The sequence below is a fragment of the Candidatus Methylomirabilota bacterium genome (genome assembly GCA_035764725.1).
Classification (GTDB): Bacteria; Methylomirabilota; Methylomirabilia; order Rokubacteriales; family CSP1-6; genus DASRWT01.
This window is the reverse complement of sequence record DASTYT010000035.1, coordinates 1-23,251: the sequence shown is the minus strand read 5'-3', so window position 1 is coordinate 23,251 and position 23,251 is coordinate 1. Positions and strand designations below refer to the sequence as shown.

Here is a 23,251-nt window from a genome sequence, read left to right as displayed (position 1 = left end):
GACGCGCTCGTGCGCGGCTTCGCAGATGGGCCCGGGTTCTGGCCCAACCTACTCGAGCGAGCCCGCGTGCTCGACGTCGAGCGGCCGCTCTACTACGGGCTGCGCTTCGCGGAGCGGCTCTTCGGCACGCCGGTGCCGGCGGAGAGCCGTCGCGTGGTGGCGGGCGCCGCGCCCTCGGTCCCGGTGCGCGCGGCCATGGACACGCTGGTGCTGGCCGCGATGGCGCCCGACCAGCCGGCGCGCCCGCGACGCGGCAAGGGACTAGCGCGCGGGCTCCTCACCGTGCGGCATCACTGGCTGCGCATGCCGCCGCTCATGCTCGCGCGCCACCTCGTGCACCAGGCCCTGGTGCGCCGCTCGGAGCGTGGGTGAGGGGTCGGGCGGCCCGTACGGGCCATACGCTGGCGCTGCTCGCATTGACCTGCGTCGCCGGCGCCTGCAGCGGGCTTCCGTGTCGCTTCGTCGCCCGCCCGGAATTCGTGTCCCTCGGCCGGAATCCCTACGCGGCCGCTCAGCCCACCGCGATCGGGCGCCGGCTCCATACGCTCGAAGCCTGGCGGGGCGAGCTCTACATGGGCTACGGCGACTACGACGAGAACACCGGTCCCATCGAGATCGCCACGTACAATCCACGCCTGGCGTCGTTCAAGACCAAGCTCCGGTTCCCCACCGAGGCCGTCGAGGTCTACCGCGCCATCGGTGAGCGGCTCTACGCGCCGGCCATCGACCCGCTGGGAGACGGCCCGTCGGCGGCGGTGGCGGTGGGCGAGCCTGACGGCACCTGGTCGAACGTGAAGTCGGTGTTCATGACCCACGCCTTCGACATCGTCACCCGCGACGGAGCCGATCTCTGGCTGGTCGGCTCGCGACGGCTCCACGCCATCGCGGTGCGCAGCGTGGACGGCGGGCGCACGTGGGTCACGGCCCTCGAAGTCGGACCCCGGAGCGGCAAGGACCAGGACTTCGCCCGCTTCCACTTCGTGTTCGTGCTGGCGGGACGCCTCTACGTCCAGGCCCAGGACTACCTGGGCGGGATGTTCCCGCGCTCGCGCGTGTGGGACGGCCGGGCGTGGGAGGACGGGCCCGACCTCCATCCCATCCCCAACACCGGCGCCAAGCCGTACCCGTTCGCGGGGCAGGTGGTGTATCTGGGAGCGAACGGGATCACGGCGTTCGACGGCACGCGCGCGCGGGTGGTGCGCGCGCCGGCCGCGCATCTCGTGGACCTCACGCTGTCAGGCGGGCTCCTCTACGTGCTGGATGGTCGCGAGGTGCTGGCCACCGACGACCTCGTCCGGTGGCAGCCGGTGGCCACGGCGCCGCCCGCCGCCACGAGCATCGGCGTGCTGGACGGCTATCTCTACGCGGGCACCGCAAGCTCGGAGCTCCACCGCTACTGTCGTCCCATCCGCTCCTGAGCGGGTGGGGTACGCCCGCCGACTCAGCGGCGGCTGCCCGTGAACGGATGCGTGCTGGAGAGGCCGCCGTCCACCGCGATGGCCTGCCCGTTCACGTAGGACGCGTCATCGCTGGCGAGGAAGAGCGCGGTGGCGGCGATCTCCTCGGGCAGCCCGTGACGGCGCGTCGGGTTGAGCTGGCCGATCTTGTCCCCGGTGCCGCGCGCGCGGGCGAACTCGAAGATCGGCCGCGTCATCCCCGTCTCGATCAGGCCGGGACAGATGGCGTTGACCCGCACGCCCGTGCCGGTCAGGGCATTGGCCGCGGTCTGGACGAGGCTGATGACACCGGCCTTGCTGGCGGAGTAGGGGGTGCCGCCGGCATTGGCGCGGAGACCTGCCACCGACGCGGTGCACACGATGGAGCCGTGGGCCTGACGGATCATCGCCGGCGAGGCGTGCTTGATCATGAGCCACGGGCCGATCAGGTTGACGCGCAGGATCTCCTGCCACTGCTCCACCGTTTGCTCGAGGAGGGGGACGCGCCCTCCGCTGACGCCGGCGTTGGCGAAGGCGACGTCCAGCCCGCCCCACTCCGCCACGCAGCGGTCCACCGCGCGCTTTACCGCCGCCTCGTCGCCGGCGTCGGCGGCGAGAGCAATCGTGGCGCCGCCGGCGGCGCCGGCCTCGGCGGCCGCCGCCTCGAGGCCCTCGGCGGCGCGGTCCACGGCGAGCACGCGCGCCCCTTCGCGCGCGAAGAGGAGGAGGGTGGCCCGGCCGATGCCGCTGGCCGCGCCAGTCACGATCGCCCGCTTGCCCTCGAGCCGGCCCACCCGCGTGGCGCTAGACACGCGCGTCGAGGATCGCGCGGGCGATGAGCCGTGCGCCCTCGTAGCACTTCTCGGGCGTCTCCAGGCTGTAGGCGAGGCGGATGAACTCGTCGCCGCCACCGTTGGGGAAGAAGGCGGAGCCCCCCGTGTACTGCACGCGCGCCTGCACCGCGAGCTCGGCCAGCCGCTTCTGGTCGGTGCCGGTGGGCAGGCGGATCCACAGGAAGAAGCCGCCCTCGGGCTTGCTGATCTGGGCGCCGCTCCCGTCCAGCACCTCGTGCAGGCCGCGGAGCATGGCGTCCCGCTTGGTGCGATAGACGTTGATGAGCAGGGCGACGTGCGGTTGGAGATGGTCGCGCAGGAAATAGGTCGCCACCCGTGACGCGAAGGGATTGACGCCGCCCCCGAAGAGGAAGCCCTGGAAGGCGGGGATCATCTCGACGGGGGCGCAGAGCCAGCCGAGCCGGAAGCCCGCGCCGAGGATCTTGGAGACGGTCCCGGCCCGGATCACCCGCCCGCCCGTGTCGAGCGCGTAGAGCGACGGCAGATGATCGCCCTCGAAGCGGAGCTCGCCGTAGGCGTCGTCCTCGAGGATGAACGTGTCGAACTCGTGAGCGAGATCCACCAGCTCGCGGCGCCGCCGGAGGCTCATGGTCGGGCCGGAGGGGTTCTGGAAGTTATCGATGGTATAGATGAGCTTGCAGCGCGCGCCCTCGCGGCGCAGGCTCTCGAGCTGCCGCCGCGCCACGCTGGTCACCAGCCCCTCGTCGTCCACCGGGACGTCGAGGACCCGAGCGCCGTGGCGCCGGATAGTGTTGAGAGTGCCGGAGAAGGTCGGCGCCTCGCTGAGGATCGCGTCGCCCACGTCGACGAAGGCGCTGAATGCGAGCGACAGCGCGTGGCCCGAGCCGTTGGAGATGATGATGTTCTCGGGGCCGACCCGGAGCCCTTCGAAGAGCCCGTACTTGTGGCAGACCAGCTCTCGCAGGCCCTTGTACCCCTGCGCCTCGCCGTACGTGAGGGCCTGGGCGCCCTCCGCCTTGATCATGGCGGCGGTCGCCGCGACGATCCCCTCGTAGGGGAACGACGCGGGATCGGGGTAGCCGCCCCCGAAATCGTAGAGCGCGCTCTGCACGGGCCGAGCGGGCTGCGCGGCCGCGCCGGTGCCGATGCGGGCGCGGATGGAGAGGAGGTCGTGGAAGCGAGGCGTCGAGGGAGACGAGGCGGTGGCGGAAGTGGTCATGCGTCGAGCATAGCGGGCGCCGGCCCGTCAGGTCAACGTAGCGCGGCGCGTGCCGCGAGCACTTTGGCGCGGACGAGGTCGATGTGCAGGCGCAGGTGGAAGTGCGACTCCGCATGAGCGGGCGGGATGGGCAAGAGCCGCACCTGATGCTCGATATGATCGAGCCGCGTCATCAGGCGGTCGAGCTCCTCCGGGGGCTGCGGCGTGCACAGGGCAACGTCGGTGTCGTGGACCTCCCGGTACCAGCGGTAGATCTTGCGGCGCGTCCGCCAGCGGAACGTGGGCGGGAGGATCTTGAACAGCGGAAAGAGGAGGGCGACCAGCGGCAGCAGCATGATCTTCGTGCGGTCCACCAGCGTCGCGGCCCAGAATGGCAGGTAGCGGGCGAGGAAGGGCGGGCCGCTCTGGTGGAAGCGCAGCGCCTCCGCGCTCAGCGGGAAGTCGGTGAAGTCGGGCGAGGGGAACTGGCGTGGGCGCTCGAAGACGCCTGCGCGCCCGTGGATCTTCCTCGCGGCGACGAGGAGCAGATCGCTCAGCGCGGGATGGAAGTCCGGCCGCACGACTAGGCTCGCGGTGGGCGAGAGCAACACGACCTCCTGGCGGGGGATGTCGCGGTCGAGGTTCAACGCCCCCTCGGGCAGGGTGAGGCGGGAGAGAAAGGGAAACAGGCGCGTGTAGGCCTCGGCTCGCACAAAGCTCATGAGGACGACGTCGTGGACGGTCACCGCCTCGCGCACGGTCGCCGATTCCGGCGAGGCCACGAACACCGCGGCGTCGATCTCGCCCGCCCGCAGGGCGCGGACGGCGTCGAGACCGGTCGCCGGCAGCAGCGTCGCTGCCGGCGTGGTGACGCCGTTGGCGCGCAGGAGCAAGTCCACGAGGGCGCGGGTCCCGCTCCCCTCGGGGCCGATCGCGATGCGGCGCCCGCGGAGGCTCCGCAGATCCTCGACATTCGCCACGCCGCGGGCGAACACCCACAGCGGCTCGAAGTACAGGCTCCCCAGCGAGGAGAGGTCCGCGTCGGCGGCGGCCGCGACGCCGCCCTGCACGAAGGCCACGTCCACGCCGGCGCCGGGGTCGGAGAGGAGTCGCACGTTCTCCACGGCGCCGGACGTGGGGCGGAGGGTGACCCGGATACCCTCGCGCGCCAGCTCGGCCTGGTAACGCAGGCCGAACTGATGATACGCGCCATCGGAGCGGCCGGTCGCCATCACGATGTGGCGCGGAGGCGCGGGCTTGATGAACATGATCGCGACGGTGAAGGCGATCGCGGTCAGGAGGAGGGCCGGGCCGAACACGAGCAGATACTCGCGCACCCGCCAGTGCCGCGAGTTCAACCCTCGGAGCATGGGGCCGTCTCAGCGCGTGGGCGACCGCTTCAGGAGGTCGCGGATCTCCATGAGGAGCTTCTCCTGGCCAGAGGGTGCGGGAGGCGCCGCCGCAGGGGGCTGGGAGCGGCGCATCTCGTTGATCCCCTTCACGAGCATGAACGTGGCCACCGCCACGCCGAGGAAGGTGACGAGGGTGTTGATGAAGAGGCCGTAGGCGAAGACCACGGCGCCCGCGTCGCGCGCGGCCTTCACCGTCGCGTAGGTCTCCCCCTTGGGATTGCGGAGCAGGAGGAAGAGATTGCTGAAGTCGGGGGTGCCGACCACCGCGGCGATGATCGGCATGAAGATGTTGTCGACGAGGGACTGCACCACCGCGCCGAAGGCGGCGCCGATGATGATGCCCACCGCCATGTCGACCATGTTGCCCTTGATCGCGAACTCGCGAAACTCCTTCAGCATGCGTCACCTCCGGGTGTGGATGGCAGCCGCCGCTATGCTACTGCATGTTGACCGGCCCCGACCACTCGGCTACCCTGCCCCCATGACGACATCCGCCGCGTCGCTCGCTCGCGCCGCCTCGCTCATCGTCTCGTGTGTGGCGCTCGCGCTGCTCGCGAGCGGCTGCCCGAAGCGACCCATGGTGCCGGCGGCGCAAGCGCCTCCACCGACAATGGCCGCGCCCGCGCCGGCGCCTGCTCCCGCCCCGCCCACATCCGCACCCGCCGCCCCCCCGCCGGTGCCTGCGCCGACCCCAGCCGCGCCCGCGCCACCCGCGGCCGCCCCCGCGCCGGCCGTGTTCACCCGTGAATACCGCCCCCACCGCGCGCTGAAGGACATCCACTTCGACTTCGACCGCTCGAGCGTCCGTCCCGCGGATGTGAGGATCCTGGATGCGAGCGCCGCGTGGCTCAAGGCGAACCCCACGCAGCTGCTCCTCATCGAGGGGCACTGCGACGACCGCGGGACCAGCGAGTACAACACGGCGCTCGGCGAGCGTCGCGCACGCGCGGCGTCCGAGTATCTCGGCACCAAGGGAATAGACCGGGAACGCATCCTGCTCATCTCGTACGGGAAGGAGCGTCCCCAGTGCGAGGCCATGACCGACGCCTGCCGCGCGTCGAACCGCCGGGCCACCTTCCTCGTGAAGGAGAAGTAGGGGCGGGGTGACCTGCCCGCGCTGCCGCACCGACAATCGCGAGGGGAGCCGCTTCTGCTCGGCGTGCGGGGCCGCCCTCGACGCTGCCTGCCCGGCCTGCGGCTTCGCCGTGGAGCCGGGTGGTCGCTTCTGCGGAGGCTGCGGGCGCCCCCTCGGCGCCGCACCCGGCGTGCCCGCGCGGCTCACCTCGCCCGACGCCTACACGCCCCGCCACATCGCCGAGCGCATCCGCACCACGCGCCCGGCCGTGGAGGGCGAGCGCAAGCAGGTCACGGTGCTCTTCGCCGACATGAAGGGCTCGCTCGAGCTTCTCGCCGACCGCGACCCCGAGGAGGCGCGCGCGCTCCTGGATCCCGTGCTGGAGCTCATGATGGAGGCGGTGCACCGCTACGAGGGCACCGTGAACCAGGTCCTCGGCGACGGCATCATGGCGATCTTCGGCGCGCCGATCGCCCACGAGAACCATGCCATGCGCGCCGCCTACGCTGCGCTGCGCATGCAGGACGGGGCGGGCCGCATGGCCGCCACGCTGCGGCGCTCGCACGGCATCGACGTGCAGATCCGCGTGGGGCTCAACTCGGGCGAGGTGGTGGTGCGCTCCATCGGTAACGACCTCCACATGGACTACACCGCCGTCGGGCAGACCACGCATCTCGCCGCGCGTATGGAGAAGCTCGCGCGGCCCGGCACCATCCTGCTCAGCGGGGAGACGCATCGCCTCACCGAGGGCTACCTCGCGGTGCGCGCGCTCGGCCCGGTGCCGGTGCCGGGTCTTTCCGAGGCGGTGGAGGTGTTCGAGGCGACCGGCGCGGGGCCCGCCCGCTCGCGGCTCCAGGCGGCGGCGGCGCGGGGGCTCACGCGCTTCGTGGGGCGCGAGGCGGAGCTGGCCATGCTCGAGGCGGCGCTCGGCCAGGCGCGCGCGGGCCGTGGCGGGTTGATCGCCCTCGTGGGCGAGCCCGGCGTCGGCAAGTCGCGGCTCGCCCGCGAGATCAGCCAGACGCCGCGCGCGCGGGACTGGACGGTGCTGGAGGGCCGGCCGGTCGTGTACCGGAAGTCCACCGCGTGGATCCCGGTGCTGGAGATGCTGCGCGCCTACTTCCAGCTCGAGCCCGACGACGAGCCGACGACAGCGCGCGACAAGGTCACCGCGCGGCTCGCCGCGCTCGACCCCGCGCTCACCGCGATGCGCTCGCCCCTGCTGGCCCTGCTGGAGCTGCCGGTCGCCGATCCGCCCTGGGAGGCGCTGGAGCCGCCGCAGCGCCGCCGCCATACCCTGGAAGCGCTCAAGAGCCTGTTCCTCCTCGAATCGCGGCGCGGCGCGCTGCTGCTCGTCTTCGAGGACCTCCACCGCGTGGACGAGGAGACGCAGGCCTTCCTCGACGGCCTCGTGGATCGGCTCGCCGACGCGCGCCTGCTCGTGCTCGTGACGTATCGGCCCGAGTATCAGCACGGCTGGACCAACAAGCCCGGCTACACCCAGCTTCGCCTCGATCCCCTCGGCGAGGCGCCCGCGCGGCAGCTCGTCGACGTCCTGCTGGGCCCGGACCCGGGCCTCGATCCGCTGCGCGGCCTCCTCATCGAGCGCACCGAGGGCAATCCGCTCTTTCTCGAGGAGAGCGTGCGGGCGCTCGCGGAGACCGAGGTGCTCGCGGGCGAGCAGGGGGCCTACCGGCTCAGCGGCCCGCTCACCGCGGTACCTCCGCCCACCTCCGTGCACGCCGTGCTCGCCGCCCGTATCGATCGCCTAGACCCCACGGCCAAGCACCTCCTGCAGTGCGCCGCAGTGGTGGGGCGCGACGTGCCGTTCGCGGTGCTGCAGGCGGTGGCCGATCTGCCGCCGGACGTGCTCGGCATGGGGCTCGCGCGCCTGCAGGCCGCGGAGTTCCTGCACGAGACTCGGCTCTTCCCCGAGCGCGAGCACACCTTCAAGCACGCGCTGATCCAGGAGGTCGCGTACGCGAGCCTGCTCCACGACAGCCGGCGCGCGCTCCACGCGCGGATCGTGGAGGCGATCGAGGGGCAGTACGCGGGGCGGACGGTGGAGCAGGTCGAGCGGCTCGGCCATCACGCGTTGCGCGGAGGCCTCGACGATCGCGCGGTGGTCTATCTCCGCCAGGCCGGGCTCAAGGCGGCCACGCGCTCGGCTCACCGCGGCGCCGTCGCGTTCTTCGAGCAGGCGATCGAGACGCTCGACCGGCTGCCCCCCACGGCCGAACGCCTCGCCCTCGGGGTGGACCTCCGGTTCGAGGCGCGCGCCTCGCTCGCTGCGCTGGGCGACTTCGCGCGCAACCTGGAGCACCTGCGCCGCGCCCATGCCCTCGCGGAGTCGGCGGGCGACGAGCGGCGGCTCGGCTGGACGTCGGCGTATCTCGCGCAGTCACACTACACGCTGGGCGATCAGGCGGCAGCCATCGTGGCGGCCACCCGAGCGCGCGAGATCGCCCAGCGGCTGGACGATTTGCCCATGCGCGTCGTCGCCATCGCGGGGCTGGGGCAGGCGTATCACGTCCTCGGCGAGTACTCCCGCTCGCGCGCCTTGTTCGAGGAAGCCCTCGGCGAGCTCGAGGGCGAGCTCGCGCACGAGCGCTTCGGGATGGCCGGCCTGGTCTCGGTGGCGACGCGGGTCTGGCTCGTCAACAGCCTGGTGGGCATGGGCGACTTCGAGGCCGCCGTCGCGCGCGCGCGCGAGGCCATGCGCCTCGCCGAGCCGACCGATCATCCCTGGAGCGTCGCCGCCGCGCACGTCGCGCTCGGCTTCGCCCATCTCACGCGCGGCGACCTCGACGCCGCCAGGTCGGTGCTCGAGCGCGGGCTCGGCCGGGCGCGCGACCTGAACATCACTGCGTGGCTGCCGATGCTCTCGTGCCAGCTCGGCTGCGTCTACGTGCGCCAGGGCCGCGGGCCGGAAGGCCTGGCCCTTCTCGAGGACGGCGTGGAGCGCGCCGTCGCGCTCTCGATCCGGAGCCGCCACGCCCTTCGCCTGGCGTGGCTGGCCGAGGCCCTCCTGCGCGTCGGGCGCATCGAGGACGCGCGCGCCGCCGCCCTGCGCGCTCTCGACGCCGCGCGGGCGCACGGGGAGCGCGGCTACGAGGGCTGGGCCCTCCGGATGCTCGGCGAGGTCGCGCTGGCCGGGGGCGAGACGTCGACCGCGGTCGAGTACTACCGGGCCGCCCTGGACGTCGCGGACCGCCTGGGCATGCGCGCGCTGGACGCGCACACCTGGCACGGCATGGGACGCGCGGCCGCGGCGGCCGGCGATGCGACCGCCGCCGAGGCCATGGCCGCCCGCGCCGCCCGCCGCTTCGCCAACCTGCGCATCGTGCCGCCGCCGGCGTAGCTAGAGGTCGCTCCCGGAGTAGGAGAGGTTGAAGGACTTGTTGCAGAGTGGGAAGTCCGGAACGATGTTCTCGAGCACGGCGAGCTCCAGGGCCGGCCAGTTCCGGAAGGACGGGTCCACCACCTTCACGCGGCGGAGTCGTTCTGGCCCCGCGGCGAGCACCCAGTACCAGAGGGGGCCGCGCCACGCTTCCACGCAGGTCACCGCGTCGCCACCCAGCGGGAGCGGCGGCAGCAGGACGCGTGGAGCGCCCGCCGGAGCCCGCTGCGCGGCGGCGGCGATGAGCCGTGCCGACTCGCGCACCTCGTCGACCCGGACCATCGTGCGGGCCCACACGTCGCCTTGGGGGTACACCGCCGGCGTCACCTCGAGCTCGCCGTAGGCCGCAAACGGCGCGTCGCGCCGGAGGTCGGTGTCGATGCCGCTGGCGCGTGCGACCAGTCCCACCACGCCCATCTCGCGGGCGGTCTTGGTGGTCAGGCGGCCCGTACCCTGGAGCCGCTCCAGAACCATGGTGTTGTCGAGGCAGATCCGCACGATCGTCTGGAAGTCTGACGCGACGCGATTCACCGTGTCCACCACCTCGTCGAGGGGCGCGTCGACGGCAGGGCCGGCGATACCGCCGGGCACCATCGCGCCCCGGAGCAGGCGATGGCCGGTGATCCGGGCATTGAGGCGCAGGAGCTCCTCCCGCAGCCGGAAGCAGTGCGCGTGACCCCATGCGAAGCCCGTGTCGTTCACGATCATGCCCACGTCGCCGACGTGGTTGTAGAGTCGCTCCAGCTCGAGCAGGATCACGCGGAGCCATGCCGCGCGGGGCGGGACAGCGGCGCCGGTGAGGCGCTCGAGGGCTTCGCAGTACGCGAGCGCGTGCGCCACGCTCTCGTCCCCCGACACGCGCTCCGCCAGCTCGGGCGTGCGGACGAACGGAAGCGTCTCGAAGAGCTTCTCCGTGCCCTTGTGGACGAAGCCCAGGCGCGTCTCCAAGCTGACGATCTCCTCCCCGGCCACGCTGAACCGGAAGTGGCCCGGCTCGATGATGCCGGCATGCACCGGCCCCACCGTGATCTCGAACACGCCGGGCCCTTCCACCCGTCGGAACGGGAAGGGTTGGCCGGCGTCGACGAAGTCCCGGCGTGGCGCGGTGTCGCGACGGAGCGGGTGATAGCCCTCCGGCCAGAACTGGTGTAGCGCGAGCCGCCTCGGCTCGGGGTGGCCGACGGGCACGAGCCCCAGGAGGTCGTGAATCTCGCGCTCGAAGCGGCTGGCCGGGAAGGACCGGGTGGCGAGCGAGGGAAACTGCGGGGCGTCCGCAGGCACCGAGGCGAGCGCGACCACCGGATGTCGTGGCTCGGCCGCCGCGAACACGTAGGTCAGGGTGAAGTCGCCGCTTTCGGGTCGGGTGTCCGTGGCGGCGAGCAGCTCCAGCGAGAGTCCCTGGGCGCCCAGCCGATCAGCCAGCGCGGGGACCTCCCAGCGCGGCACGCGACACCGCACGGATCCGTCCGCGCGCACGGCCGCGTCCTCGGCGCCGGCGGCCCTGAGCTGGGCAACGAGCGCGGCGGCCGACCCCATGCTCACCCCTAGCCGCCCAGTACCGCAGCGGCGCGGGCGAGCGCGGCGGCGAGCCCTGGTGGCCACGCCACGCCGGTGAGCAGCAGCAAGCCCAGTCCCACCGCGATCGGCGCCGCCGCGGCCCAGCTCGGTGTCTCGCGGGGCGCGGTGGGCGCGCCCGGCGCATAGGCCATGCGGTGGAACGCACGCAGCATGCCGGCGAACGCGATCAGGAGCAGCACCAGGGCCAGGGCGGAGGCGAGCCACCAGCCACCTCGGAATCCCGCGCCCAAAATCATCAGCTCGCTCACGAAGAGCCCGAAGGGTGGCAGCCCCAGAAGGGCCAGCAGCGCGAGGGCGAACCCGCGCCCCGTCAGGGGCATGGCGCGCACGAGATCGCGCACCGGCAGGATGTCGGCCGTGCCGAACGCGTCGCGAATTCGTCCGGAGAGGAGGAACAGGGTAGACTTGGCGAGGGCGTGATTCCCGATGTGCAGGAGCGCGCCCGCCACGCCCCACGCGCCGCCGAAGCCGAGCCCGAGCGCGACCAGCCCCACGTGCTCCACGCTCGAGTAGGCGAGCATCCGCTTGACGTTGGTGGGCGACCAGAGAAAGGCCGCCGCCACCGTGAGCGAGGCGAGTCCGAGGAGGACGAGGAGTCGCGCCGCGAACTCCGGCCCCGCCGCCACGTCGACCACCGTCTTGAAGCGCAGCACCGCGTAGAGCCCCACCGACAGGAGCACCCCCGACATGAGCGCGCTGATGGGGGCGGGGGCCTCGCTGTGCGCGTCGGGGAGCCAGGTGTGCATGGGCGCCAGCCCGGCCTTGGTCCCATAGCCGACCAGGAGGAAGACGAACGCCAGCTCGACCACGCGAGGCGGGAGCTGCGGCGCCCAGCCCAGGAGCGTCGTCCAACGCAGCGCGTGCGCCTCGGCGCCAAACTGCTGGACGTCCGCGAAGTAGACCAGCACGGTTCCGATGAACGCCAGCGCGATGCCCACGGAGCAGATGAGGAGATACTTGTAGGCCGCCTCGAGGGAGGCGCGCGTCCGGTGGAAGTTGACGAGGAAGACCGACGCCAGCGTGGTCCCTTCCACCGCCACCCACATGAGCCCCAGGTCGTCGGTGGTGACGGCGAGGAACATCGTGAACACGAAGAGGTGGAAGAGCGCGTAGAAGCGCCGCATCGCCTCGCCGTCCGCGCTCCCGTGGCCCGAGGCCACCGCCTCGGCGCCCGCCAGGGTCGCCACCACCGCGATGAGCCCCACCATCCAGGCGCTCAGCGGATCGGCACGGAGGAGCCCGTCGAGGGCGGTGACCGCGCCGCCCCGCGCCACGTCCGCAATCACCGACAGGACGGTGCCGAGCATGGCGGCCAGCGCGGCCGTGTGCAGGCCGCGCGCCGTCCGCGCGGGTCCCCAGGCGAGCAGGCCCGCCGCGATCAGCGGCACCAGCAGCAGCACGACGGGGCTCATTCGCGCAGCTCCCGGAGCCGGTCCAGCGCCAGGGAGTCGTGCTCCCGGCGGATCTGCATCACGACGCCTTCCAGGAGCAGCACGATGACGAGCACGTCCAGGAAGACGCCGGCCTCGACCAGTCCCGGCAGGCCGTACGTCGCGAGGACGGCGAGGCCGAAGATCCCGTTCTCGAAGACCAGGAAGCCCAGCACGTGCCCCAGCACGTCGCGCCCGGTCACGCACACGAAGAGGCCGATCAGCGCCATCGCGAAGGCGAGCGGGATGGCGTCCGCGGTCGGGAGCGTGGCCGAGGCGGTGACGGGCAGGATGATCACGTAAGCGGCGACCACGAGCGTGCCCGCCGCGAGGAGGGCGATCCCGCTCGACTGCCCGGGCGCGGCGCCGGGGCGTGCCGGCGTGCCCGCCGCCATGCGGGCGAGGACGCGCGGGATGATCCACCCCTTGAGCGCGAGGAACACGAGCGCCACCACGACCAGCTCGCGCTTGCCCGCGAGCATTCCCACCGCGGCGGTCAGCAGCGCGAGCAGGACGGACTGCGCGACGAAGAGGCGCAGCCGGCCCGGCCAGCTCCGACGCCAGACGAGCAGCAGGCTGACCGCGAGGGCGAAGAAGGTGAGGAGGTTCGAGGCCGCTCTCATCTCAGGAGCACCACCGAGGCCACAGACAGGAGGGCCAGGGCGAACGAGCCGGCCAGGAGCTCGGGCACGCGAAAGAGCCTCAGCTTCGCGACGGCGGTCTCCAGCACGGCGAGCGCACCCGCGAGGATCACGAGCTTGCCGGCGAGGGCCAGTGCCCCCAGCAGCATGCCCGCGCCGGCGACCTCCGTGGGGATCCACCAGGGGACGAAGAGGTTGATCAGCAGCGTCATGTAGAGGAAGAGCTTCATGGCGCTGGCCCACTCGATCATGGCGAGATACGGCCCCGAGTACTCGAGGATCATCGCCTCGTGGATCATGGTCAGCTCGAGATGCGTGGCGGGATTGTCCACGGGCAGGCGGCCGGTTTCCGCGAGCATCACGATGAAGAAGGCGAGGAACGCCAGGAGATGGCCGGGATGCGCGGCGAGGGTCGGTTCGCCGCCTAACCGCTCCGCCACGGTACCCAGGTTCGTGGTCCCGGTGCGCAGCGCGAGGGCGAACACCGCTAGCATGACAGTTGGCTCGGCGAGCGCCGCCACCGCCACCTCGCGACTCGAGCCCATGCCGCCGAAGGCGCTACCCGAGTCGAGCCCGGCGAGGGCGAGGAAGAAGGTCCCGAGCATGAAGAGGTACATGACGAGCACGATGCCGCCCGCGAAGGACAGCGCGGGCCGCGTCACCAGGACCGGCACCACGGTGGCCGCCACCAGCATGGTGGCCACCAGCACGAACGGGGTGAGCCGGAACAGCCAGGAAGTCGTGGTGGAGATCACCGCCTCCTTCCGCAGCTGCTTCAGGAGGTCGAGATACGGCTGCCAGGGATCCGGGCCGCGCCGCCCCGTCAGGCGCGCCTTGAGCGTGCGCACGAGGCCCACCAGCAAGGGCGCGGCCAGCGCCACGAGCAGCGCTTGCGCGAGCGCGCTCACCACGGCGGCCGTGGCCCCGATCTCCCTCATGCCAGCACCAGCAGCACGAGGAGCGCGGCGAGCACGTAGATGAGGTAGAGGTTGGCGCTCCCCGACTGGATGGCCCGCACGCGATCGGTGCCGGCCCGGACGGCGCCGAGGAGCGGCGCGTAGAGCCACTCCTCCACGAGCGCGCGCGTTGGATTGCGGTAGACCATGCGCCGCACGAAGAAGCGCGACTCGGCATGGGCTTCGATCTCGACGCGCCGCTCCGGGCGGTAGAAGAAATCGAAGACGCGCCGGAACGGGCTCGCGAATGCGGTCGCGGTGTACTCCATGCGCGAGGTCTGGAGCAAGCGTCCGCAGCCCCAGGTCTCGGAGTGCCGAATGCGCGAGGGCGCGCGGCCCACGCGGAGCACGACGAGCGGCAGTACGAGGCCAAGGCCGAGGGCCACCGCAATCACCGGCATCGACAAGGTTGCGAAGTCGCCGGAGACCGCGATGGTGAGGAGATCCTCCCGGGAGCTCGGCGCGGCATCGCCCAGCAGCCGCGCCGCCGTCGCGCCCAGCCGCGGCAGCAGCAGAGTGGGCGTCAGCGCGAGCGTGGCGCACGCGACCACGAGCAGCGCCATGGCCGCGCGCATCGTCGGGCCGGCCTCCTGCGCGCCCGCCGCGGCCTCGGTACGGGGCAGGGCGAGAAAGGCGATGCCGAAGGCGCGGACGAAGCACGCCACCGCGAGGCCGCCGGTCAGGGCGAGCCCGGCCAAGGCCAGCACGAAGACCAGGTTCAGCTCGGGACGCGGGATGCGGCCGTTCTGGAGTAGCGCCTGAAAGGTGAGCCATTCGCTGACGAAGCCGTTGAGCGGCGGCAACGCGGCGATCGCCAGCGCGCCCACCAGGAACGCCGCCGAGGTCCAGGGCATGCGCTTGATGAGACCGCCCATGGCCTCCAGATCGCGTGTGCCCGCCCCGTGGACCACGGCCCCGGCCCCCAGGAAGAGGAGGGCCTTGAAGGCGGCGTGGTTGAGGATGTGATAGAGCGCGGCGGCCAGCGCGAAGATGGCCAGGGTCTCGAGCCCGGTGGAGTGGAAGACGAGTCCCGCCCCCACCGCGATCAGGATGATGCCGATGTTGTCGATGCTCGAGAACGCCAGCAGCCGCTTGAGGTCGTTCTCCACCGCGGCATAGAGCACGCCTCCCAGCGCGGACAGGGTTCCCGCGAAGAGCAGCGCGACGCCCCACCATGGCGGGCCGACGCCGAGCCACTCGAGGCCGACGCGAAGGATACCCATCACGCCGAGCTTGATCATCACGCCGGACATGAGCGCGGAGACATGGCTGGGCGCCGCCGGATGGGCCGCGGGCAGCCAGACATGGAGCGGGATGACGCCCGCCTTGCTGGCGAAGCCCAGAGCCAGGAGCACGAAGACGAGATTCCGCGCGGGCTCGCTGAGCGTCGTCGCCGCTGCGGGCCAGTCGGCGAAGGTGAGACTGCCCGTCCACGCGGTCATCAGCAGCATGCCGCTGAGCAGACAGGCGAGCCCCGCATGCGTCATCACGGCATAGATCCAGGCGGCGCGTACCGCGGCGGGATCGCGGTCGTCGGTCAGGACCAGCGCATAGGACGCGAGAGCCATCAGCTCCCAGGCGAGAAGAAAGGTCGGCACGTTGGCGGCGAGCGGCACCACCGCCATCGCGAGGACGAAGAGCGCGTAGGCGCCGAGCCCGCGGCGCGCGCCGCGGGCATAACCGATCGCATAGATCGACGAGGGCACCGTGGTCGCGCCCACGAGGAGGAGAAAGAATCCGCCGAGCGGGTCCATGCGGAGCGACAGCCCTGAGAGGGGCACCAGCCACGGCACGTCGAGGGTCCAGAAACCACCCACCCAGCCGGTGAAGCCGAGCAGACCGGCCGCGAGCCCACCGAGCGCCACCAGGACATGGAGTGAGGTGGCCATGGCGCTCAGCTTCGCCGCCCCAGCGCGGCCAGGAGTCCGGCGAGCAGGGCGGCCGGCGAGGGCGGGCAGCCGGGGATCACCGCATCGACGGGCACGACGGCCGCGACGCCGCCCACTACCGCGTACGAGCCCCGGAAGATGCCGCCGTCACGCCCGCAGTCGCCGGCGGCGATGACGATCTTGGGGTCCGGCGTGGCCTCCCAGGTTCGCCGGAGCGCCTCCGCCATGTTGAGCGTGACGGGGCCCGTCACGAGCAGGCAGTCGGCATGGCGGGGGGACGCCACGAAGCGGATGCCGAACCGCTCCACGTCGTAGTGCGGGCCCGCGAGCCCGCCGATCTCGAGCTCGCAGCCGTTGCACGAGCCGGCATCGACCTGCCGGATCTGCAGCGACCGGCCGAAGATGCGTTGGATCTCTGCGCTCAGCCGCGGCCCGACGTCGGCGAGCGCAGGCGCCGACAGCGTCGCGAAGGACGTCGCTGGCTCCGTGGCGATGCCGACGCGGAGCGCGACGGCTAGCTGTCGGAACATGCACGGTGCGTTAGAGAAACGAGAGCCAAGACTCTCACCATACTCACATAGCGAATGAACCCCCGCCGAGTCAAGAAATCCGCGCGCGCCGCCGGCTCCACGCCTCCAGCGCGCCGCGGACCGCCTCCACCGCAGGGGACGGCGTGACGTCCCGGCGGCGCACAAGGCCCAAGCGTCGCGCCAGCCGCGGGCGCAGCGCGTGGACGCTCAGCCCGCCCGCCCGCCGCTCCATCTCCACCGCCACCGCGGAGGCCAGGCTCCAGCCCAGCCCCGCGGCCACGAGGCGCTTGATCGCCTCCACGTCGCCGAGCTCCATGATGATGCGCGGCCGGGCGCGGCCCTCGCGGAGCCAGCGGTCGATGAGCGGGCGGATGGCCCCGCCCCGCGCGTACAGGATCAGAGGATGACGGGTCAGCGCCGCGGGGGACAGGGCGCGGCGGCGCGCCCGCGAGCCATCGGGCGGCCCGATGCCCACGAGCACGTCCGTGAAGAACGGCGTCACGTCGAGGCGCCGGGTCCCCGGTGCGGGCAGCGTCACCACCGCGAGATCGAGATCACCCGCGGCCACCCCCGCGACGATGTCCGCGGTGTCGCCGGTGACCAGCGAGAGCTCGAGCGCGGGGTGCTGTCGCCGCAGTGTCCCCAGCACGGGCGGCAGCAGATGAATGCTCGCCGTGGCGCCGGTGCCCACACGCACGGGCCCGGCCACGCGTCCGCGGAGCGCGTGAAGCGCGTGTTCGCCCGCTTCCAGCTCGGCGAACGCGCGGCCTGCATGGGCGAGCAGAACGGCGCCGGCGCGGGTGGGAACGGCGCGCCGCCCCGTGCGCCGGAGGAGCGGCAGGCCCAGCCGCTCCTCGAGGGCCCGGATGTGCAGGCTCACCGCCGGCTGGCTGAGATGCAGCCGCTGGGCGGCGCGGGAGAAGCTGCCCTCCCGTGCCACCGCGGCGAGCGTGCGGACATGGGTGGGGTTGAGATCCATTCGCGCCCCCAAGTATCGCTAATCGTTCGGATGAGGACTTCTCATTTCCCCCGCGCGCGCCCCTCGGGTAGGGTGGCCTCATGCGAATCCGGGGTGCGACGTCGGCGGACGCGGAGGCGATCTGCCGCATCTACAACCAGGGCATCGAGGATCGGGTGGCCACGCTGGAAACCATGCTGCGCACGCCGGAGGAGCGACGGCAGTGGATGGAGAGTCGCGGCGCCCGGCATCCTGTGCTCGTGGCCGAGCAGGAGAGCGGCGTGGTCGCGTGGGCCAGCCTGAACTCGTTCAATCCCCGCCCGGCCTACGACCATGTCGCCGATCTGTCGATCTACGTCGAGCGGGCATGGCGGGGGAAGGGTGTGGGCGGGGTGCTTCTCGCGCGTGTGATCGAGACGGCGAGCGAGATCGGCTTCCACAAAATTGTCCTGGCCGCGCTCGCGTCCAATCGCGCGGGGGAGGCGCTCTACGCCAAGCTCGGCTTTCGCCGGGTCGGGGTCTATCGCGAGCAGGGGCTACTGGACGGACGCTGGACAGACGTCCTGCTCATGGACCGTCTGCTCGGCGAGGAACCGGTCGCCTAGCGGCGGTAGCCGCCGCCGCCTCCGCCGCCGCCACCGCGCTTGGCGCCGGAGGACACCGACCGCTCGACCTTCAGCTGACGACCGTCCACGCGCGCGCCGTTGAAGCGGGAGATCGCAGCATCCGCGTCTTCGGGGGTCGCCATCTCGACGAAGCCGAAGCCGCGCGATTGCCCGGTCTGGCGGTCAGTGACGACGGTTGCGGACTCGACACGGCCGGCCTCCGCGAAGATTTCCCGGAGCCGCTCGCTCGAGGTGGAGAAGGAAAGACCGCCGACGAAGAGCTTGTCCGCCATGCGCGAGGCCCTCTCTGTCTCGACATGTGACAGGGCGCGGGACGGTGGCGCGGTGGGCGCACCGGGACGCGGTCTGGAGGGGTGCGGGTTCCCCGGGAACCGACCTTCGACCAGGCGGGGCCAGTCTACACGAAGCGCTGGCGTGGGGCCACCCAGGCCCCCCGCCGGATTGCCTACGGCAGCCGGCGTCTCAGGGGACGCGGACGAGGGCCATCTGGAGCGGGAAGCGCATGTGGCGGAACTGCCCGTCCATGCGGTCACCCTGCGCCGCGAACTCTGCGGTGAAGCGGAAGTCGGTCGTCGACCGCGGCTCCGTGGCCTGGCGAAGGAGGACGCGGTTCCCGTCCACCTTGACCCACACCGGGACGCCCATCGTTCCCGCCTCCCGCAAGGTCCAGGGCACGCCCTCGACGGCGGCAACGTCCCTCATCGCGATGAGCCCTCGGCCATAGCCGTCGGGGTTGATGAAGAGCTCCATCTGCATGACGCTCGCGCGGTCTACGTTGGAAAGACCCGGACCGACCCAGGTGCCGCGCCAGAGCCCTGCGACGGCGGCGGGAGGCACGCCCTCGCCCTCGACCATTGCGGTGAGGCCTCGGCCCCACCACTGCTCCTTCTGCGCCGCCGCCACGTCCTCCGGGCTGACCTTGGTGGGATGCGTGACGCCCACGTTGCGGGCCGAGAAGGTCGCGTGGCGGCCGGAGGCGTAGTGCGTGGGATGGGAGACCCACGTGTTGTAATCCTCGCTCGCGCAGGCGCTGGCCAGGAGCAGCACCCCGCCCAGCAGGATCGGTCTCAGGCAGTGGGTCATCATCGCAGTCACCTCCTCAAGGAATAGGTTGCAAGCCTAGCACCAACCCCCTGGGATCAAAGAATCAATTGGATACGGAGGTGGGTGGCGGCAGGCTGACATCGGCGGCCCTGGGCCGTCGGGGGCGTGACACTGGGCCGAGCGAGCACCCTCCGTGGGGGCCCCTTGTGTTCCGGACCCGATACGTGGAGTATTGGGCGCGTCATTCGCGGTGAGCCCGGCGCGCCGGGTGCCCCCCAACCGTCACGGAGGTCACGCATGGAATTCGAGTATTCCAAGAAGACCAAGATGTACATGGAGCAGCTGACGGACTTCATGGGGAAGCACATCTATCCCAATGAAAAAGCCTTCAAGGACCAGCTCGACGGCTCGTCCGACCGGTGGACGGTGCCGCCGATCATGGAGGAGCTCAAGGCCAAGGCCAAGGAGCGGGGCCTCTGGAACCTCTTCCTGCCCGAGAGCGAGCGGGGCGCCGGGCTCACTAACCTCGAGTACGCCCCGCTCTGCGAGATCATGGGTCGCTCTCCCATCGCGCCCGAGGTCTTCAACTGCTCTGCGCCCGACACCGGCAACATGGAGGTGTTCGAGCGCTACGCCTCGCCCGAGCTCAAGAAGCAGTACCTGGAGCCCCTGCTCGAGGGGAAGATCCGCTCGGCCTTCGCCATGACCGAGCCCAGGGTCGCGTCGTCGGACGCGACCAACATCGAGTCTTCTATCGTGCGCGACGGCGACTCCTATGTGATCAACGGCCACAAGTGGTGGACCTCCGGCATCGGCGACAGGCGGTGCAAGGTCCTCATCTTCATGGGCAAGACGGACGCGAAGAATCCCGACCGCTACAAGCAGCAGTCGATGATCGTGGTGCCGCGCGAGGCGCCCGGTATCAAGGTCGTGCGGATGCTCCACGTATTCGGCTACGACGACGCGCCCCACGGGCACGGGGAAGTGCTGTTCGAGAACGTGAGGGTCCCTGCCGGGAACCTCCTGCTCGGCGAGGGCCGCGGCTTCGAGATCGCCCAGGGACGCCTCGGCCCCGGCCGCATCCACCACTGCATGCGGCAGATCGGGGTGGCGGAGCGGGCGCTCGAGTTCATGTGCAGGCGGGCGCTCAACCGCGTGGCTTTCGGCAGGAAGCTCGCGGACAACGACATCACCACGGAGCGCATCGCCCAGGCGCGCATCGAGATCGACCAGGCCCGCCTCTACGTCCTGCACGCGGCCTACATGATGGACACCGTGGGCAACAAGGCGGCCAAGCAGGCCATCGCCGGCATCAAGGTGGCGGTGCCCAACATGACCCTGCGCGTGGTGGACTGGGCTATGCAGCTCCACGGCGGCGGCGGCGTGAGCCAGGAGTTCCCGCTGGCCTCATGGTGGGCGCACTCGCGCACCCTGCGCTTCGCCGACGGCCCCGACGAGGTGCATCGCCGGCAGATCGGCCGGCTCGAGCTGCGCAAGCACGCCTGATCCGGACCGGGACGGTTTCGACCCGAGACGCGGAGCGGCCCTACGGGGCCCTCCGCGTTTCCATTTGAGGAGGGCGCATGAACTACTTCTCCGCGAAGGACCTGACGATGGACCTGGCGATTCGCTACGGGTTCCAGGTGGTCGGGGCGCTCGTCATCCTGGGCGTGGGCCTCCTCGTGGCCCGCTGGGTGGGCAATGTCACCGACGGCTGGTTGCAGAAGCGGGCCCTCGAGCCGTCCGCGCGCCGCCTCATGGTGCGGGGGGTCCGCATCGTGGTGATGGTCTTCGCCCTCGTCGTGGCGCTCGACAAGTTCGGCTTCCAGATCGCCCCGCTCGTCGCGGGCATCGGGGTGGCCGGCCTGGGTATCGGGATCGCGCTGCAGGGCGTTCTCTCGAACGTGGTGGCGGGGCTCACCATCATCTTCACCAAGCCCTTTCGCGTGGGCGAGTTCGTGGAGGTCGTCGGCGTCCACGGTCAGGTCAGCATTATCGAGCTCTTCTCCACGACGTTGCTGCACTTCGACCGATCCCGCGTGGTGATCCCGAACCGGAAGATCGTGGGTGAGATCTTGCACAACTACGGCCATATCCGGCAGCTCGACCTCCGCGTCGACGTCGCGTTCGCCGCCGACATCGAGCGGGCGCTGAGCGCCGCCCGGGCCGCGGTGGAGGCCGATCCGCGCACGCTGCGCGAGCCCGCGCCGGTGATCGCGGTCGCGGGGCTCACCGACGCCCGCGTGACGCTGGCCGTGAAACCCTGGGTCGCGGTGGACCACGAGGTGGCCGCGTCGGGCGACCTCAATCGCACGATCCTGGAGCGCATCCGCGCCGCGGGCCTCGAGGTCCCGCTCTCGCGTCACGAGATCCGGATGCTCGCGTGAACGCCGCGCGCGGATAGTCGTGACCGATGATTCGAGTTCCACCGTGGGGCAATCCGGCGTAATATCGTTGCCGTTGTCGAGCCTCGGGGGCCGCGCATCCCCGGGGGCTCGACTCGAACGTCCAGACGCGATGACGCGTAAGCTCTTTCTGGGGTTGGCGGGGCTGGCGGTCCTGGGGGCCCTCGGCTACGGCGTTTACGCCTGGGTGTACTCCCGTTCGTATATTTGGACAGACGACGCCTACGTCGAGGGGACCATCGCGCAGGTCAGCGCGAAGGTGAGTGGCCATGTAGCCGAGCTCATGGTCGACGACAACCAGACCGTCAAGGCGGGAGCCCTCCTCCTGCGCGTGGATCCCCGCGACTATCAGGCCAAGCGCGATCAGGCGGCGGCGGCCGCCGCGGTGGCGGAAGCCGCGCTCAAGTCGGTCAGCACGGAGGTGCCCCTTGCGCGCGAGCTGACGCGGGCGCAGGGCGACGAGGCGCGCGCCCAGCTCGAAGCGGCCCGTGTGGCGGAGCGCGCAGCGGAATCGGCGGTGGCCGAGGTGGTGGCCCGCGTCGAGTCGCGCCGCGCCGCGGTCGCAGCGATGACCGCCGAGGTGCAGGGGGCGATGAGCACCGCGCGCCAGACGTCCAGAGAGCAGGAGCGGGTGCGGCAGCTCGCCAGGGGCGGCTACGTGGCCGAGCGCGACGTGGACCAGGCCGAGGCCGCGGCATCGACGTCATCCTCCAACCTGGAGGCAACCCGCCGCCGTCTCACGCAGGCCGAGAGCGAGGTGACGCAGGCCGAGGCGGAGCTGGCCTCGCGCAAGCTGGCGGTGACCCAGGCCCGCGAGCGCGCGCTCGAGGCGAAGGCCACGCTGGCCCGGGCGGAGAGCCAGCGCCACACCGTCCCGCTGAAGGAGGCCGAGGTCGTGCGCGCCGAGGCGCGGCTGCGCGAGGCGCAGGCCGATCTGGCCCTGGCCGAGCTGCAGCTCGGCTACACCGAGGTGCGCGCGCCCATCGACGGCGTGGTGGCGAAGAAGACGGTGGAGCTGGGCCAGGTGGTGCAGATGGGCCAGCCCCTCATGGCGCTGGTGCCGCTGCACGCGGTCTGGGTGGTGGCGAACTTCAAGGAGACGCAGCTCGCCCGCGTGCGCCCCGGTCAGACCGCCTGGGTCGAGGTCGATACCTTCTCGGGCAAGCACCTCAAGGGCGTGGTCGACTCGATCAGCGCCGGGACGGGCTCGCGGTTCTCGCTCCTGCCTCCCGAGAATGCCACCGGCAACTGGGTGAAGGTGGTGCAGCGCGTGCCCGTGAAGATCCGCCTCGACGGCAAGGAAGTGGGCAATCCCCCGCCCCTCCGCGCCGGCATGTCCGCCATCGTCACGATCAAGGTCAACTAGCTTCTCCGTGCAGGACCAGACTCTCCAGATCCTCGAGCGCATCCAGCGCCGGGTGCTGTGGCTGGCGACCTGGATGGTTCACCACGCCAACCACCTGCGCCCGAACCCCGACGGGACCAAGGTCGGCGGGCATCAGGCCTCCTCCGCCTCGTCGGTGAGCCTCTTGACCGCCCTCTATTTCCACCACCTGCGCGAGGGCGACGTCGTGGCGCTCAAGGCGCACGCCGCGCCCGCCTTCTACGCGATCCAGTTCCTCTTGGGACGGCTGAGCGCGGATGACCTGCGCGAGCTGCGCACGTTCGGCCGGCTTCAGGCCTATCCGAGCCGGCGCAAGAATCCGGAGATCGTGGATCTCTCCACCGGCTCCATGGGGCTCGGGGCGGTGCAGGCGACCTTCGGCGCCTTCGCCGCGCGCTACCTCGCCGATCACGGCGCACCCTGCGGGCCGGAGCGCTTCATCGTGATGGTGGGCGACGCCGAGCTCGACGAGGGCAA

Annotated in this window: 22 protein-coding genes; 9 read left to right on the top strand and 13 right to left on the bottom strand. The window is 71.5% G+C overall.

The annotated features are described in order from the left end of the window. Positions 1-372 (top strand): hypothetical protein (locus tag VFX14_05170; GenBank protein ID HEU5189061.1); only part of this gene is annotated, 372 nt, incomplete at its 5' end. Further along, positions 369-1,418 carry a hypothetical protein gene (locus VFX14_05165; GenBank protein ID HEU5189060.1) on the top strand — a complete coding sequence of 350 codons (1,050 nt, stop codon included), beginning with the start codon at positions 369-371 and terminating at the stop codon, positions 1,416-1,418. The genes VFX14_05170 and VFX14_05165, both read left to right, overlap by 4 nt. A gap of 23 nt (positions 1,419-1,441) precedes the next feature. On the opposite strand, the gene VFX14_05160 is transcribed toward VFX14_05165, so the two are convergent. Genes VFX14_05160 through mscL form a run of 4 tightly spaced genes read right to left on the bottom strand, consistent with a single transcriptional unit; the run spans position 1,442 to position 5,260 of the window. Beyond that, a complete protein-coding gene (locus VFX14_05160; GenBank protein ID HEU5189059.1) occupies positions 1,442-2,230 on the bottom strand; it encodes an SDR family NAD(P)-dependent oxidoreductase in 789 nt (262 codons plus the stop codon). A 10-nt stretch (positions 2,231-2,240) separates the two neighbouring features. Next, positions 2,241-3,470, bottom strand: coding sequence for a PLP-dependent aminotransferase family protein (locus tag VFX14_05155; GenBank protein ID HEU5189058.1), 1,230 nt, complete (start codon positions 3,468-3,470; stop codon positions 2,241-2,243). Between the two features lie 32 nt (positions 3,471-3,502). Further along, positions 3,503-4,819 (bottom strand): TAXI family TRAP transporter solute-binding subunit, encoded by a 1,317-nt coding sequence (locus VFX14_05150; GenBank protein ID HEU5189057.1) that lies wholly within the window; start codon positions 4,817-4,819, stop codon positions 3,503-3,505. A 9-nt stretch (positions 4,820-4,828) separates the two neighbouring features. Continuing rightward, complete coding sequence (gene mscL, locus VFX14_05145; protein HEU5189056.1) at positions 4,829-5,260, bottom strand: large conductance mechanosensitive channel protein MscL; 432 nt, start codon at positions 5,258-5,260, stop codon at positions 4,829-4,831. A gap of 334 nt (positions 5,261-5,594) precedes the next feature. Here mscL and VFX14_05140 point away from each other — a divergent pair, with 334 nt between their 5' ends. Together VFX14_05140 and VFX14_05135 are read left to right on the top strand one after the other, a co-directional pair. Beyond that, positions 5,595-5,957, top strand: coding sequence for an OmpA family protein (locus tag VFX14_05140; protein HEU5189055.1), 363 nt, complete (start codon positions 5,595-5,597; stop codon positions 5,955-5,957). A 7-nt stretch (positions 5,958-5,964) separates the two neighbouring features. Beyond that, positions 5,965-9,294, top strand: a complete 3,330-nt coding sequence (locus tag VFX14_05135) for an adenylate/guanylate cyclase domain-containing protein (GenBank protein HEU5189054.1) — start codon at positions 5,965-5,967, stop codon at positions 9,292-9,294. On the opposite strand, the gene VFX14_05130 is transcribed toward VFX14_05135, so the two are convergent. The 7 genes from VFX14_05130 to VFX14_05100 all read right to left on the bottom strand — a co-directional run bounded on the left by VFX14_05130 (position 9,295) and on the right by VFX14_05100 (position 17,336). Continuing rightward, positions 9,295-10,869 (bottom strand): NADH-quinone oxidoreductase subunit C, encoded by a 1,575-nt coding sequence (locus VFX14_05130; protein ID HEU5189053.1) that lies wholly within the window; start codon positions 10,867-10,869, stop codon positions 9,295-9,297. Between the two features lie 8 nt (positions 10,870-10,877). Then, positions 10,878-12,323, bottom strand: coding sequence for a proton-conducting transporter membrane subunit (locus tag VFX14_05125; GenBank protein HEU5189052.1), 1,446 nt, complete (start codon positions 12,321-12,323; stop codon positions 10,878-10,880). Then, positions 12,320-12,964, bottom strand: a complete 645-nt coding sequence (locus VFX14_05120; GenBank protein ID HEU5189051.1) for a hypothetical protein — start codon at positions 12,962-12,964, stop codon at positions 12,320-12,322. The genes VFX14_05125 and VFX14_05120 overlap by 4 nt, the downstream gene beginning before the upstream one ends. Next, the gene (locus VFX14_05115) at positions 12,961-13,920 is read right to left on the bottom strand and encodes an NADH-quinone oxidoreductase subunit H (protein ID HEU5189050.1); all 960 of its coding nucleotides are present in this window, start codon (positions 13,918-13,920) and stop codon (positions 12,961-12,963) included. Before VFX14_05115 ends, VFX14_05120 begins: the two co-directional genes overlap by 4 nt. Beyond that, entirely contained in the window at positions 13,917-15,827 is a 1,911-nt protein-coding gene (locus tag VFX14_05110; protein HEU5189049.1) for a proton-conducting transporter membrane subunit, read from the bottom strand. Before VFX14_05110 ends, VFX14_05115 begins: the two co-directional genes overlap by 4 nt. A 5-nt stretch (positions 15,828-15,832) precedes the next feature. Then, a complete protein-coding gene (gene nuoB / locus VFX14_05105; protein ID HEU5189048.1) occupies positions 15,833-16,357 on the bottom strand; it encodes an NADH-quinone oxidoreductase subunit NuoB in 525 nt (174 codons plus the stop codon). Positions 16,358-16,427: 70 nt separating this feature from the next. Beyond that, positions 16,428-17,336 (bottom strand): LysR substrate-binding domain-containing protein, encoded by a 909-nt coding sequence (locus VFX14_05100; GenBank protein HEU5189047.1) that lies wholly within the window; start codon positions 17,334-17,336, stop codon positions 16,428-16,430. A gap of 80 nt (positions 17,337-17,416) precedes the next feature. Between VFX14_05100 and VFX14_05095 the strand changes: the two genes are divergently transcribed. Next, complete coding sequence (locus VFX14_05095) at positions 17,417-17,920, top strand: arsinothricin resistance N-acetyltransferase ArsN1 family A (protein HEU5189046.1); 504 nt, start codon at positions 17,417-17,419, stop codon at positions 17,918-17,920. On the opposite strand, the gene VFX14_05090 is transcribed toward VFX14_05095, so the two are convergent. Next, positions 17,917-18,213 (bottom strand): RNA-binding protein, encoded by a 297-nt coding sequence (locus VFX14_05090; protein HEU5189045.1) that lies wholly within the window; start codon positions 18,211-18,213, stop codon positions 17,917-17,919. The genes VFX14_05095 and VFX14_05090 overlap by 4 nt on opposite strands. Positions 18,214-18,403: 190 nt before the next feature. Further along, positions 18,404-19,027, bottom strand: coding sequence for a hypothetical protein (locus tag VFX14_05085; protein ID HEU5189044.1), 624 nt, complete (start codon positions 19,025-19,027; stop codon positions 18,404-18,406). 255 nt (positions 19,028-19,282) lie between these two features. Between VFX14_05085 and VFX14_05080 the strand changes: the two genes are divergently transcribed. From VFX14_05080 to VFX14_05065, 4 genes are all read left to right on the top strand, one after another. Further along, complete coding sequence (locus tag VFX14_05080; protein ID HEU5189043.1) at positions 19,283-20,491, top strand: acyl-CoA dehydrogenase family protein; 1,209 nt, start codon at positions 19,283-19,285, stop codon at positions 20,489-20,491. A 77-nt stretch (positions 20,492-20,568) separates the two neighbouring features. Continuing rightward, positions 20,569-21,372, top strand: coding sequence for a mechanosensitive ion channel family protein (locus VFX14_05075; GenBank protein ID HEU5189042.1), 804 nt, complete (start codon positions 20,569-20,571; stop codon positions 21,370-21,372). A gap of 130 nt (positions 21,373-21,502) precedes the next feature. Continuing rightward, on the top strand, positions 21,503-22,756 hold the full coding sequence (locus tag VFX14_05070; protein HEU5189041.1) for an HlyD family secretion protein: 1,254 nt from the start codon (positions 21,503-21,505) through the stop codon (positions 22,754-22,756). Between the two features lie 7 nt (positions 22,757-22,763). After that, the coding region (locus VFX14_05065; GenBank protein ID HEU5189040.1) for a pyruvate dehydrogenase at positions 22,764-23,251 on the top strand (488 nt) is incomplete at its 3' end.